The 15087-nt window shown below is 40.8% G+C and carries 13 protein-coding genes; 2 read left to right on the top strand and 11 right to left on the bottom strand.

Features of this window, described 5'->3' with window-relative positions:
* The first annotated feature begins 205 nt into the window (after positions 1-205).
* Entirely contained in the window at positions 206-1702 is a 1497-nt protein-coding gene (glpD, locus tag ABN099_RS14020) for a glycerol-3-phosphate dehydrogenase (RefSeq protein ID WP_349464486.1), read from the top strand.
* A gap of 145 nt (positions 1703-1847) precedes the next feature.
* On the opposite strand, the gene ABN099_RS14025 is transcribed toward glpD, so the two are convergent.
* Entirely contained in the window at positions 1848-2198 is a 351-nt protein-coding gene (locus ABN099_RS14025) for a DUF488 domain-containing protein (protein WP_349464487.1), read from the bottom strand.
* A gap of 318 nt (positions 2199-2516) precedes the next feature.
* On the opposite strand from ABN099_RS14025, the gene metF reads away from it, so the two are divergent.
* Positions 2517-3416: a methylenetetrahydrofolate reductase gene (gene metF, locus ABN099_RS14030; protein WP_349464488.1), complete on the top strand. Its 900-nt coding sequence runs from the start codon at positions 2517-2519 to the stop codon at positions 3414-3416.
* Between the two features lie 53 nt (positions 3417-3469).
* Here metF and ABN099_RS14035 read toward each other — a convergent pair whose 3' ends face one another.
* The 10 genes from ABN099_RS14035 to ABN099_RS14080 all read right to left on the bottom strand — a co-directional run bounded on the left by ABN099_RS14035 (position 3470) and on the right by ABN099_RS14080 (position 14858).
* A complete protein-coding gene (locus ABN099_RS14035) occupies positions 3470-4060 on the bottom strand; it encodes a DUF4291 domain-containing protein (protein ID WP_349464489.1) in 591 nt (196 codons plus the stop codon).
* Positions 4061-4253: 193 nt separating this feature from the next.
* On the bottom strand, positions 4254-5351 hold the full coding sequence (locus tag ABN099_RS14040) for a Fic family protein (protein ID WP_349464490.1): 1098 nt from the start codon (positions 5349-5351) through the stop codon (positions 4254-4256).
* Positions 5352-5456: 105 nt separating this feature from the next.
* The gene (locus ABN099_RS14045) at positions 5457-6461 is read right to left on the bottom strand and encodes a substrate-binding domain-containing protein (protein ID WP_349464491.1); all 1005 of its coding nucleotides are present in this window, start codon (positions 6459-6461) and stop codon (positions 5457-5459) included.
* 54 nt (positions 6462-6515) lie between these two features.
* Positions 6516-8033 carry a tripartite tricarboxylate transporter permease gene (locus tag ABN099_RS14050; protein ID WP_349464492.1) on the bottom strand — a complete coding sequence of 506 codons (1518 nt, stop codon included), beginning with the start codon at positions 8031-8033 and terminating at the stop codon, positions 6516-6518.
* 19 nt (positions 8034-8052) lie between these two features.
* Positions 8053-8514 carry a tripartite tricarboxylate transporter TctB family protein gene (locus ABN099_RS14055; protein WP_349464493.1) on the bottom strand — a complete coding sequence of 154 codons (462 nt, stop codon included), beginning with the start codon at positions 8512-8514 and terminating at the stop codon, positions 8053-8055.
* A gap of 60 nt (positions 8515-8574) precedes the next feature.
* Complete coding sequence (locus ABN099_RS14060; RefSeq protein WP_349464494.1) at positions 8575-9549, bottom strand: tripartite tricarboxylate transporter substrate binding protein; 975 nt, start codon at positions 9547-9549, stop codon at positions 8575-8577.
* Between the two features lie 20 nt (positions 9550-9569).
* Entirely contained in the window at positions 9570-10622 is a 1053-nt protein-coding gene (locus tag ABN099_RS14065; protein ID WP_349464495.1) for a sialidase family protein, read from the bottom strand.
* A gap of 22 nt (positions 10623-10644) precedes the next feature.
* Positions 10645-11574 carry a dihydrodipicolinate synthase family protein gene (locus ABN099_RS14070; RefSeq protein ID WP_349464496.1) on the bottom strand — a complete coding sequence of 310 codons (930 nt, stop codon included), beginning with the start codon at positions 11572-11574 and terminating at the stop codon, positions 10645-10647.
* Between the two features lie 10 nt (positions 11575-11584).
* Positions 11585-13231 carry a signal transduction protein gene (locus tag ABN099_RS14075; RefSeq protein ID WP_349464497.1) on the bottom strand — a complete coding sequence of 549 codons (1647 nt, stop codon included), beginning with the start codon at positions 13229-13231 and terminating at the stop codon, positions 11585-11587.
* Positions 13232-13271: 40 nt separating this feature from the next.
* Entirely contained in the window at positions 13272-14858 is a 1587-nt protein-coding gene (locus ABN099_RS14080) for an FGGY-family carbohydrate kinase (RefSeq protein WP_349464498.1), read from the bottom strand.
* Positions 14859-15087: the final 229 nt, after the last annotated feature.

A 15087-nucleotide genomic window follows, 5' to 3' on the forward strand; every position in this document is an offset into this window, starting at 1 on the left:
TTTTCTATTTTTATCAATCTATTAGCAATGTTTTTCGCCAACCAATAAGCACATTAAATGTAAGGATATGATAATAAATTGTTATGTATATCACGCACTAATGTTTTTTATCAGTTATATAGTTGGCATTTCTATCAAATTTCATTACACTTGTGAGCGAAAACGAACATTAAAGAATTGTTTCGCGCATTCTCGGGAGGATGTTATGAAAACCAAAGACTTGATAGTCATCGGCGGCGGAATAAACGGCGCTGGAATTGCGGCGGATGCAGCAGGCCGAGGCCTTTCAGTGTTAATGCTGGAAGCTCAAGACTTGGCAAGCGCAACGTCTTCCGCTAGTTCAAAATTGATTCATGGTGGCTTACGCTATTTAGAGCACTACGAATTTCGTTTAGTTAGCGAGGCGCTAGCTGAGCGTGAAGTATTATTGAGACTGGCTCCACATATCGCATTTCCAATGCGTTTTCGTCTGCCACACCAACCACATTTGCGTCCAGCATGGATGATCCGTATCGGTTTGTTCCTTTACGATCATTTAGGAAAACGCGTCAGTTTACCAAGCAGTAAAGGTATCAAGTTTGGTGCAAACTCTGTGCTAAAACCTGATTTCACTCGTGGTTTTGAATATTCAGACTGCTGGGTTGACGATGCACGCTTAGTGGTACTGAATGCACAAGAAATTGTACGTCGTGGTGGTGAAGTGCGTACTCGTACTAAAGTCACTCGTGCATGGCGTGAAAATGACCTTTGGATGGTTGAAGCTCAAGATCTGCGCTCTGGTGAAACCACCTGTTATCAAGCTAAAGCGCTTGTTAATGCTGCGGGACCTTGGGTTAAAACGCTATTTGATGAAGGCTTAAAACTGAAATCACCTTATGGTATTCGCCTAATTAAAGGTAGCCATATTGTTATTCCTCGTGCCCATAACGAACCACAAGCTTATATCTTACAAAATGAAGATAACCGTATTGTGTTTGTTATTCCTTGGATGGATGAATTCTCAATCATCGGTACTACCGATGTTGAATATACAGGCTCACCTAAAGATGTGGCGATTGATGACAACGAAATTCAGTACTTACTGAAAGTCTACAATGATCACTTCAAGAAACAACTCACTAAAGATGATGTTGTTTGGGATTACTCAGGTGTTCGCCCGCTATGTGATGATGAATCTGATTCACCACAGGCGATTACCCGCGATTACACCCTTGATGTACATGATGACAACGGTAAAACACCATTACTTTCTGTATTTGGTGGCAAATTAACCACTTACCGTAAATTAGGTGAACATGCCGTTGATAAACTGGCTGCTTATTTTCCAAATATGGGTAAACCATGGACTAAAGATGGTCAATTGCCGGGTGGTAATTTAGAAGGTTGTGACCGTGATGGTTATTCACGTTTAATTCGCCAACGTCATACATGGTTGCCAGAAGCGCTTGCGCTACGCTTTGCTCGCACTTATGGCAGCAATACAGAACTGCTACTTGAAGGTATTAGCGACTTAGCAGGTATGGGCGAGAACTTTGGTCATAACCTCTATGAAGCTGAATTACGTTATTTAGTAAAACACGAATGGGTAATTGGTGTTGATGATGCTATTTGGCGTCGTACCAAACTCGGCATGTGGTTAAATGACGAACAGAAACAACGCATCACCCAATGGTTAGAGGCCAACACGCAAACTGTGGCTTAACAAATAAACTATAAATTTATTCTCTGACTCTGTTCAATGTTCTTATTAGCAAGTTTGTGGCGCTTAATACTGCGCCACTTTTTTTTACTTTTTTTCATCAACACTACTCATAAAATCTAGCTTCTTACTTATATCAAAACGGTTATCAAAACTGTTTTGCCAAGAAATCCTTTAATACTGTGGCATTATTTTGCTGCTCATTTTTACCTGAGTAGAGTAAAACCAGTGGCTTTTCTTTCGCTATCTGCAACAACGGCAGCCAGTATTCCGGGGATGTTTCCAACTCTTTAATATAGCGTTGGGTAAACTCAGCAAAATCGCCTCCGCCAGCATGAAACCATTTTCTTAATTCAGATGATGGCGCAACGTTTTTATTCCATTCATCGTAATGAAGATCGGTTTTTTTGATCCCTCTAGGCCAAAGCCTATCAACTAATACCCGATAGCCTTCGTGCTCATTTTCTTTGTCACCATAAACTCGCTTACATACAATCATTTTTCCTCCTATCGGTGCTTAATTTCGCTTTATTGTAGAAGATAACGACCTTGATTTATTAGATAAAGCACTTGTTTTCTCTTCTTAAGCACAATTTCATGTCTTATTTGTTATGCGATTAGCCATCTCAACATGAAGTTTTTTCTTATTCCCATTGAATTATCCTCATCAAAAACAGGGTGAATAGTTGTTGACTAAATAACCTAATTAAGAGAATCTACTTCTAGACGTCTAAACGTTTGGACGGTTAAATAAGCAGTAATACTTAACTGAATAAAAATAAAAAACACAGTGACATTACATCAATGAGGTACAGGTATGAGCTTTTATCACGCAAGCCAACATGAAGCACTTAACCAAAATCTAGCTGAATTAAACGGTAAGATTGACGTTTCTTTTGAGTTTTTTCCACCACGAACAGAAGAGATGGAAAATACACTTTGGCAATCGCTCGCTCGTTTAAATACCTTAAAACCACGTTTTGTTTCTGTGACTTATGGTGCAAACTCAGGTGAACGAGATAGAACTCACTCAATTATTAAAGGTATTAAAGAGCGAACAGGATTAGAAGCAGCACCCCATTTAACTTGCATAGATGCCAGTCGTGAAGCGCTACAACATATTGCCCAAGATTACTGGCAAAGTGGTATTCGCCATATTGTTGCTTTACGTGGTGACTTACCTGACAACTCACAAAAACCGCAAATGTATGCCACTGATTTGGTGCATTTACTTAAAAGTGTAGGTGATTTTGATATTTCTGTCGCCGCCTACCCAGAAGTTCATCCTGAAGCCAAAAGCGCCCAAGCAGATTTAATCAATTTAAAGAAAAAAGTGGATGCGGGAGCAAATCGAGCGATTACACAGTTTTTCTTCGATGTGGAAAGCTATTTACGTTTTCGTGATCGCTGCGTTTCAACCGGAATAGACGTCGAAATTGTGCCGGGTATTTTACCTGTTACTAACTTTAAACAACTCACCCGCTTTGCTGGATTAACCAATGTTAAAATTCCAGGTTGGATGAATAAAATGTTTGATGGATTAGAGAATGACGCAGAAACACGCAGTCTTGTCGGTGCTTCAATTGCTATTGATATGGTAAAGATTTTAAGCCGAGAAGGCGTAAAAGATTTTCATTTTTATACGCTTAACCGTTCAGAGCTCACTTATGCAATTTGTCATACTCTTGGGGTTCGCCCAGAACTTACAACTGCATAATAGAAAGCAATTACCCCGCCAATGATAATAGCGGGGTGACTTTTGGTGAGAAATCACTCACCAAAATGATACGGTTTTTCTACAGGTAATAAGCGGTATGCAGTATCTAAATCACCATTTGCGATACACGCATCAATCTGATGAACCTTATCAGTGATATCGGTAATATTCACAATCCACTCTTGGCAATATTTTTCTACTGCTTGATTACGCAGACCAATCTGAATAGTGCGATAACTGAGTCGATTAAGATAAATATCACGTTCAGGATCCCATTGAATGCGAATATCACTGGTTTCCGCCGCTTTTTTCCATACATCACCACTCGTGTAGCGATCTGGATCAAAATGACTGACAACACCTTCGGTAAGCATCGTTTGAAACCCTTTATGGGTAATATCAACCGCTAAAATAGAGGCTTGATTAGGATCTTTACGTCCCCAACCAGAACGATACATCATCCAAAGAAAAGAGGGTTTTACCCACGTCATACGCGTTAAACTGAAAGGTGGAGAAACAAAAGTCCCGTTTGCGACTGCGCTCTGAGCAATAGTATTCGAGTAGGCTTGGTAAACACGGACAAAATCATCCGTATAAAATGCCCTTACTTGACACTCAGGACATCGGTCAACATCATCGTTCATCTTTCTTTAATATCCTTTTATATTAATAAAATGGAACTATCTGTCTAAATTATGAGCCTCTAGTTAATGATAATCAAGAGCCCCTATTTTTACTTAAGCAACAAATAGCGTAACGCGCAATAAAAGAAATAAAAAAAAGAATAACAATAAAACAAACCGACTAATGTCACGATTGTGGCTAAATAATGAAAAGTTAGTCTTGTAAAATATATCTCACACTTCGCCCACCGGCCCCACTATCTGCTAAAAAACCCTGCTCCACAAGAAATACTAAATGTCTTGTCGCGCTGGCTCGACTGACTTTTGCCACACTCTTATATTGGCTATTATTAATTCCATCGACAAAATCCCCTTGAAGCATTCTATTAATGACTTTTGATTGCTCTGGTGATAACAACGCTTGATCGTGGGTTTGCCAATATTTTGTTGCCCTTACTGTCTTATCAATTTCATGAGTTGCATCCAAAATCGATAATTGAAGCATTTGTAAAAACCATTGAAGCCATAATGTAATATCACCATCACCTTTTTGCGTATTTTCGATGGTGTCATAATATTCTTGGCGATGCTCATTAATCGTTTTTGACATCGCATATAATCTGACTGTTTTATTTTCAGCCTGGGCTAATGCTAAGTCCATAATAAGTCTGCCTATTCGTCCATTTCCATCTTCAAATGGATGGATAGTTAAAAACCAAAGATGGGCAATAGCCGCTCTAATAATTAAATCAGGCTCATAATGGGTTTTCGTTTTATTAAACCAATCCAAAAATAAAGCCATTTCTGTTTCTATTAATTCAGGCGGCGGAGCTTCAAAATGCACAATAGGTTTATCAATTCTTTTACCTGAAACGACCTGAACAATACCTGTTCGATATTCCCCTGAAATAATCGAATTTAAAATAGAGTGTCCTTCAGGAAACAACAGGTTATGCCATTGAAATAAACGCTCATGAGTTAATGGTTCATCTAAATTATTAATAGCATCTAATGCAGCTTGCACAAAACCCTCTGATTTTTCATCAGTTGGGTATGTTTTCTCTTCCACAATACCTAAACGAGTCGCTAATGAAGAACGCACAGAAAATGCATTTAACTTCTCACCTTCAATATCACTCGAATAAATAATATTTGCCAAAATAGAATCTAATGAGGATGTACTGTTCTCAGACAACATTTGGCTTTGACCATAGAGCATCCCTTGAACGAAACGAGTATCAATAAGTAAAGGGATTACGACATTGTTTTTAAATCTGAAATGAGTCCAGTTTGAATGTTGCCAAATCCACATAAATCACCTCTTGAGTCAAATACAAACTCTATTCTACTCACAAAGTGAGGCGAATAGAAAGCCTAATCTACTCACAAAGTGAGGCGAATAAGTTTGCTAATTGACTCATTGGGTAGAAATTAGGCGTTCGATTAGCTGTGTTTTAATCAGCGAAGGGGATTTTACGGTTTCACCCGCAATTTTAGCTGCCATGATTTTAAAGGCTTTCTCTACCAATAAGGCTTCATCTTGCTTCATTGACCACACATTATTAGGTAAAAAACTCAACATAATATGTTCATCAAATGTACCAATATGCAAATGCTCAGGAATAGCACCTTCTTGTTGGCGTATTACACTTAATATTCCTTCTAACACGGGCAATGATGAAGCGATAAAATGAGAAGGTATTTGCTGATATTGCGCTAAATATTGTCTCATCATCTGCTCACCATCTTTGGTCGTGTTGTGTTCAGCATAAGAGACCGTTACTCGGCTATCATCACCATAATGCGCTTTAATCGCTTGAACATAACCGCGCAAACGTGCAGCAATGGTAGGTAGTAATGCATCACCCGCAAAAAAATGGATAGCGACGTTATCTTTTATCATTGCTTTGGTTAATTGCAAACCACTGTCACAGTTATCTGATGCCACACAAATTGCATCAGAGACCGAAAAATCTCTATCTAAAAAAACTAACGGTTTTTGGCGATGTTTAACATGGTGCTGCTGATTTTTTCGACTTGCTGAGACGATAAAGATGCCATCGACATTACGCTCATCCATTGATTTAACGAGCTTATTTTCATTTTTGATATCACCATAGGTACAGCTAATCGTTAGCTGGCAACCGATTTGGTGACAATGCATCTCTAGTTTTTCAGCTAAAGCTGCAAAAAATGGATTGGAGAGACGGGGAATAACCAGACCATAAGTGTCTGTTTTATTAAGTTTTAAGCTTCTTGCAGCATGGTTAACGGTATAACCAAAAACCTCAACATAATCAGCAATTTTCTTTTGCGTTTTTGCACTGATCCGATATTGGTCACCTTTGCCATTTAATACCAATCTAACTGTGGTAATAGACAAATTCAGGTCATTTGCAATCTGTTCAACTGTTTTTGCCATTAATATTCCATCATTAAGATTGCCCCCACCTTATCAGTGAGGGCAGGTTAACCATTATTGAGCAGGTTTAGCTCGCCATTTCTTCCACATTGCTTTTAACGTTGGTCCGACAATCGGTAATACCAGTGTCAATAATGCAATACCTAAGAATGTCGCTGTAATTGGGCGTGTATATAGGATTGATAAATCCCCTTGAGACATCATTAATGCACGACGTAAATTAGACTCAGCCATCGGTCCTAAAATAATCCCGATAACCACAGGAGACATAGAGAAATCGAGCTTAATCATAATATAAGCTAATAACCCAGCCCCCATCATGACAAATACGTCAATGATGCTATGGTTAACTGAATAAGCGCCCACACTACATAACACAAAAATAATAGGGACTAACACACGACGGGGAACATCCATCACTCGAACAAAGAGTTTCATACATAAGAAACCTAAGATACCGAGGAATATATTCGCCATCATTAAGCCAATAAAGATACTATTCACTTCCACTGGGTTATCAGTAAAGAGCTGAGGCCCTAAAGCCAGTCCTTGTACCATAAAAGCACCCATAATAATGGCTGTTGCACCATCACCCGGAATACCCAATGTCATTAAAGGTACCATTGTTCCACCCGTCACTGAGTTGGCACCTGCTTCTGGTGCTGCAACGCCTTCAGGTGAACCATGACCAAACTCTTCAGGATGTTTTGACCAACGCTTCGCTTCGTTATAAGAGATAAATGATGAGATATCTCCACCTGTTCCAGGAATAGCACCAATTGCTGTACCAATGGCAGATGAACGCAAATACGTTGGTAATACACGTTTAAAATCTAACCATGTTGGTAATACACGGTAAATACGAGCGTTAATTTTTTCACTCTTCTTCTGTTTACGCTCACGATATTCCTCTTCAAAGCTAATTAAACCTTGAGAGAATGCAAACAGCCCAACCAAAATTGGAATAAAAGAGACGCCACCCATTAAGTACACGGTATCAAAAGTAAAACGAGGGCCTGATGTCATTGGGTCAAGTCCAATCGTCGCTATCGCTAACCCAATTGCGCCACCCATTAATCCTTTGATAATCGATTGCGATGATACACTGGTAATAATACTTATGCCAAATACAGCAAGTGCAAAATATTCAGCAGCAGAAAATCCAGTTGCTACTTTTGCCAATTGTGGTGCAATCACGATAAGCGCTATGGTACTAAAGATCCCACCAAACATAGAGCCCATGGTAGATAATCCCAGTGCTCGCCCTGCTTCACCTTTTTTCGCCATTGGATAACCATCCAATACCGTTGCCGCTGATGCTGGCGTACCCGGTGTACTAATCAATATTGCCGTAATTGATCCGCCATATACCGCACCGCAGTACATGCCTAGTAGTAATAAAATTCCAGTCATTCCTTGAAAGGAATAAGTTAATGGGAGTAGTAACGCAATTCCCATATTGACTGTTAGCCCCGGTAATGCGCCGATAATAATACCCGCAAATACCCCTAACAGGATCATCGTTATCGTTTCCAAACTGAAAACGACCATTAAAGCATCTAATATTTCCATACCAAAGCTCCTTTACCGCTTACTCAAAAAACACAGAGGTTGGCAGAGGTGAATTAAAGATAATGTCAAAGAAGACATAAACAGCAGCAACAATCACGACAGGAGTAATAACCATCGAGATAGGTTTTCTCTCATTCATCAACCACATAATGATTGGGATAAGAAGCAATGACGGAATAATAAAACCTAAGAAATGCAAACCAGTTGCATACAACAGCATAAAAATGCCTAAACCATAAGCGCGCTTAATTGCTGTCGAACTTAAATCAACAGATTGATGAATGTGCTTCGCTTTTTGCACAATCACACTTATCCATTGAAATATCCCCAGTAAAATAAATAAGATGGCTAAACCATAAGGCCAAAAACGCTCCCCAGGTACACCATATTCATCAAACATACTCATATCACGGGAGAGATAGATAATTAGTAACCCAAAAGCTACTGAAATCGCACCGATGATTGTATTGATTTTAGTCATGTCGGGATCTCCCCGACCCTATCCGATTTACGGATAGGGTGGTTTATTATTATAGAAAGGTTATTTATTCAGCGTTGCTGATATTAATTCAGCATACATTTCGTGGTCTTCTTTCATCATTTGGTAAGCATCGTCACCGGTGATGAATACTGGCATAATACCTTGTTTTTTCAGTGCTTCTTGGTACTCAGGTTTTTGAACAACTTCTGAGAACGCACCCACTAACTCATTTTTAACGTTATCTGGTACACCTGCGGTTGTTGCTAATACTGCCCAAGCACGCATTTTTACGTTTACATTCAGTTTTAATGCTTCTTTGAATGTTGGTACTTCTGGGAATAATGGGAAGCGACGCTCATCCATAACACCTAATACACGTAAAATACCTGCATCAACTTGAGATTTTACTGCACCCGGAGTGGTTAATACGCCATCGATATGGTCACCCACTAATGCTGCAATAGAGGGACCAGTACCTTCGTTATAAGGAATGTGGTTAAACTTAGTACCTGTAGTACGTTCAATATTAACGCCAGCTAAGTGATAAATAGCCCCCATACCAGAGTTACCCACTTTCAACTTACCCGGATTTGCTTTAGCGCCATCAATAAACTCTTGTAATGTTTTATATGGCGAATTGGCATTAACAACCAAAACAACAGGGTCAGCTATCGTGGTTGCGATTGGTGTAAAGTCTTTATAAGTCACTGGTGATTTGCCCTGATGTGGGAACATCGCCAGTTCGACAGTTGTCATGACTAATTTCATGCCGTCTGGGCGAGCATTAGCCACTTCAATCAAACCTGTTAAACCATTACCAGCAGGTTTATTCACTGGCACAAAGATACGACCAGCTGGCATAACATCTTTCGCAAACTCAGCGATAGTGCGCGCAGAAGTATCTGTACCACCACCCGGATTTTTCGGGATAATTACATCAATATTTTTTGTAGGATACGTTAACTGTTGGGCTACTGCATTCCCCATGCCCAGTGTCATCGTAATCGCCAACGCTGCGAGTAGACTCTTTTTCATAAAACCCTTTCTCCACTTTTTTATTGAGTAGCTACTAGTTGCTGATAGACAATGTTTTTTCTGTTCCAAGTAAAGGTAACATGTAGGGTATTGTCTTCAGCAATAATAGCCGGATATGAAAATTCGCCTTCCCCATCCAGTAAATCGAATGGTTCAGACCAAGTACTGCCATTATCGGATGAAAGACTGACAGAGATGGGATAACGTCGGCTCCAGTTACCTGAATTCGGGTTATACACCAATGCCAACTGACCATCTGCGAAGGAGACGACATCAATGCCGCTATTATTATTTGGTAATATTGTTGCATAAGCCGGACACCAATTGCGTCCATAATCCGTTGAATCGCTGCGATAAATAGCGCCGCGAGTACTTCGCATCATGGCATGCACATGCCCAGGCCGGGATTCCCATAGTGTTGGTTGTATCACGCCGTCCCATTGAAAAACGCGCTGTAGATCTGTCTCCCATAAGGCATCATCCTTTAAGCCCTGCCAGATTTCATGTTCCGTCTGACCACCTTTATGGTGTTCAATTGGAATATCCACTCGCTGCCAGTGTTGACCGTTGTCGCCAGAAATATCGACAAACGCATCCCAGAATTGGTCATCCTCAACCGAACCTGGTGCCAACCACTCGCCATTTGACATCACTAACACTTTATTTTTCACAGGACCTCTAGGTGTTACATCACCAGAAACCAGCTCACTTGGTGAACTCCAGCTATTTCCGCCGTCTGTCGAGATAACATAGTGGGTTGTCCAACTATGTACATCAGGACCCGTTTTGTAAAACAGCCAGATATTACCTGTTGATGGCTCAACATGTAAGACCGGATTCCAGTGTGCAACACCCGGATTTTTAACAACAGGCTGAGCATGTTGCCAACTATTGCCATTTTTTATGACTAACCAGATAGCGGTATTACCGCTACCTTCTTTATCGCCAGCAAAAAAAGCGGTTAACAAACGCTCAGTATTAGGCACACGCACAATCGTTGAAGCATGGCAGTGATTAAAAAGTGAATGTGCATTATCTAGCACAAACTGTGTTTCCTTCATCACGAAAGGCATATTCCTACTCCTGTGTCCTAAATTAATCTAACGAAAGCCATTTTTTCATGTTTTCACCGAGTGCCGTCATACTATTAACCGCGCTTGGGAAAAATGAATTTTCAAACTGACTGCTGTTACGGGAACGGCAGACCAGCGTACTGAAATTACCAATAAGGCGCTGATGATATTTGGCGCATGCTGGATAATCCAGTGTTTCTGTCATAGCCGCTGTTGATAAATATTCAGCTAATACCGCAGCTTGCTCTGGTTTATCCTTCCAATTTTCATAAAGCCAGACATATAACTCTGGATGGAAGTTTGCCATTACACCGCTATATGCCTGACATCCTGCTTGGAAAGAGGCTAATAACGTTTGGCTGTTGGCATTGGCTAAATGCAAGCGACTACCTTCGGCTAATGCTAAACGTCGTTCTATCATCGGCAGAGAACAACAGGTATCTTTGATAAACGTAAAGCGGTTGCTTTTTGCACACCACTCAACAATCTCTTCTGATAACAGTCGTTTATATGGATAAGGACACTCATAAATACCCAAATCAATCTCTTTTGGTACCACATCTGTTAAGACTTGTAGTGTTTCTAACGCTTTCTCATCAGGCTCCCCGACTAAAGCCAAGCGGTTACTGATCATAATCACGCCATCGACGCCCGTTGAAGCCATCGCCTGCAATTGTTCTTTTTGCTGACTCAGTGCTGTTGCGGTATGACCAGAAGCAACTACAGGTACTCTTCCATCTGTTTTTGCGACGATAAAACGGGTCAGTGCTTGAGTTTCCTCATCACTTAAATAAAACATTTCGCTTGATTGACAGGCGGCAAATAGCCCATGTACACCAGAATCGATATACCAGTCTACAAGGCGTTCTAATGACGCCCAATCAATCTCCCCTTTAGCATCAAAGGGAGTTAGCATAACAGGCCAGATACCAACGTATTTTTGCTGACTCATCGTAATGTCCTTATAGTAAGTTAATGGCATCGCCTGCCACTTTCACTTTGATACCTTGTGTTAATGCTTGAGCAACAAATGCTTGCAGCACAAACGCCAATTTATCTTCATCGATATAAGCCACTGTAATGTGGTTACTTTGATGTCCCGCCATAAGGTCATCACGTGTGACGCCATCTAACGTACAGTTCAATAATGGCCATTCATAGTTAGTTGCTCTACGGCGGCGTTCAAATTCAGCTTCAGGTAACTCAACAGCAACACCCGTACCAATATGCATAATCACATCAGTACCTTCATAGTGTGCACGACCCCATAACAGACGTCCTGCTTTGCCTTGTCCTGCGATAGTTGAACCGCCTTTAGGGAAGAACATCGCTGGCTGACGATAACCTGTAGCACCTTTTAAGCCGCCTTTGAGGTGTTCAAAAGGAACAGATCCTGAAATCTCCATATCCCAGTAGAATGTTCCTTCATACTCACTACCCCAACGAATATCATGCAGTGTGGTTTCTGCGGGTAATCCTAACGAAGTTAATAAACGCCATAACATCGTTTGAGGAATCGCCGTTCCCATATCCACTTCATTGATACAAGGAATTGGCGTATTTGGACAAATAATTTCGCCGTTTTCATCTGGCAGAGGGAAGCGTACTGTTGAACCAATAGCACCTTCAGCAAAGTCAGAAGCAGGACAACAATCTTTTAGACCCTGCTGATATTGCACACCCACTGCGGTTAGACCAAAACGTTTTACGAAACGCGCCATTGCAATCATCATGGCGCACTGCTCCATTACCTGCTCGCGAGTCAGTTCAGTTTTGTCATCTTGACCAAACATAAACGTCATCCCGTTATCTTCGTACCACTGTAAACATGCTTCTCTTAATTCTGTCGGTACTTTCGCCATTTCGACCAGTAACGCAGATTGAGAAAGTGATTCAATTGGCATACCAATATTGATCATTGCCTGTTGTGGGAAGACCCCGTTAATCATTCCCATACAGAATGTATCGAACAAACCAATTATTTCTTTATTTTTAATTATGTATTCGCCGACTTGACGACCAACTTCTCCAGCCTCTGTTGCCATTACTTTATGCGTTGGAGCAATATCTTTTAAATAGCTAAGTTTATGATTTACCGAGCCATAATCTAACCAAGTAGCCAATCCATCGATAAAGAATTTGTCATCAAAATCCGCTGACCATAAACGTGAATAATTTTTACCTAAACTGGTCATGGTGCCAGCTAAACACAACATGCCAACTAAACCTGGCCATGTACCATCAAAGTTAGCCAACAGTAAAATTGGACCACGGTGATGCGCTAATGAAGAGGCAATATGATGTGAATATTGCCATGCGGTTAATAACACAATAACAGGTGCATCAGGGTCGATTGCCGCAAACATATCGCAACCTTCGCGCTGACTGCTGATAAAACCATGACCACGCGCTTCATTAATTTTATGAGCACGTTTCATTTTGTAGCCTTGTGCTGCTAATGCTGCCGCTAATTTATCTTCAAATTTTTTCTGTACAGGCCAACAAGTCACGTTTGCAGGCTCACGTAAGTCTGCGTTAGTCACCATCAAGATCTCTTTCGGACCTGCTGTGATGGTTTCTGGTAATTTTGGTAGGTTTAAATTCAACATAAGATATCCCTGGTAAAGTAAATTCGTTCGTCATCGATACTCAGCAATCTGACATCATCTCGTTGTAGCGCTGCTGATCCTGATACATCTGTAAATAAACTTGGTATTTCGCTTGATGGAATGCGTAGGTATCACTATCTGGCGTAATCACACCACCTTCACGCACCATGGCACTCGCTGCTTGAGAAAAATCATCAAACGCTTTACATGCAACCGCACCTAATAATGCTGCACCTAGATTCACAGCATCTTCTTCTTGGGCTAAATGAATTTCACGTCCTGTTGCATTGGCATATTCGCGTAACCACAATGCATTTTTCGTTGCGCCACCACACATCACAATGCGGCTAATCTGGTGTCCGGCATCTTCAAGTGTGTCGATAATATGACGAGTGCCATAAGCAATAGATTGCAACGTTGCCAAGTAATAACGAGCAAGTGATACACGACCACTTTCTAACGTTAAGCCGCTTACCATGCCTTTTGCTGATGAATTAGCACGAGGAGAACGATTGCCATGGTGATCAGCTAAAACATGAAACTGCGCCGTTGGATAAGTTTCTAATGCTTCAAGTTCTGCCACAGCATCGTTGAGTAGTGCGTAATAACTCACCCCTTTTTGCTCGGCTTCTTGAGATAAATCAGCCCATGATTCATGGCGACGAATCGACCATTCAACTAATGCACCCGCCGCACTTTGCCCACCTTCGTTTAGCCATAAATCAGGTAACATCGCACCAAAGTAAGGACCCCAAACGCCAGGAACCATAATTGGGTATTGGCTAACAATCATATGGCAGTTAGATGTACCACTAATAATTGCTAAACTACCTTCGGGCTGTGCCGCAGTTAATGCTAACCCACCTGCATGGGCGTCAATAATACCGGAGGCAACAATGACTCCCGTATGTAATCCGAATGCCTCAGCCACAGAATCACTAAGGCAGCCGGCCTGTTCACCTAAAGCAAGGATGGTTTGAGGAACTTTTTCTAATAATTCATCCAATCCTACGTCGGCTAACAAGGTCTCGCTAAATTGGCTCTGATGAGCAAGATAATTCCATTTACACGTTAATGTACAAGTACTTGCTACATCTGCTGAGGTTGCTTTCCATACTAAAAAATCAGCTAAATCAAAAAATCGCCAAACCTCTTGATAACGTTCTGGATAGTTATTTTTTAACCACAGAATTTTTGGCAATTCCATTTCAATACTAACTTCACCACCAACATATCTCAGTGAAGAGTCATTGGTTAGATTGATAGTCATCGTCTCTGCTACTGCGCGATGATCCATCCACATAATGATATCTTGCTCAGAGTGACCACTTGGTGAAACAGAGAGTGCTTTTCCCTGCTGACCCACGGCAACCAAAGAACAAGTGGCATCAAAACCAATAGATTTCACCTGAACTGGGTCAATTGCAGACTGCTTCACAGACTCTTTTACTGTTGTGCAGACCTGTTGCCAAATATCACTAGAGGATTGCTCAACAAAATCTGTTTTAGGACGAAACTGAGCAATAGGGCGAACAGAAAAACCTAAACGCTTTCCATTGCTATCAAATACCGCTGCACGGACACTGGCTGAGCCAACATCAACGCCAATAAAATATTGTTGTTCCATGCGAACCCTCATCATTTGCTAACGCTATGCTAATTTTTGCTACTTCGAGTTAGCAAGTTAATTCGAGCATGACGAAAAAACAATCACAATAAGACTGTATTGTGATACAGATCTACATTGATAATTTATTACATTGATTTAATTGACTATTTAATAAATGAAGAAAATAGGCATGATAATATAGCGACTGAATCGATTATGTTCGCTATTAAAATAACGAACACTATAA

This window comes from Proteus hauseri, from assembly GCF_040139125.1.
Taxonomy (GTDB): domain Bacteria; phylum Pseudomonadota; class Gammaproteobacteria; order Enterobacterales; family Enterobacteriaceae; genus Proteus; species Proteus hauseri_B.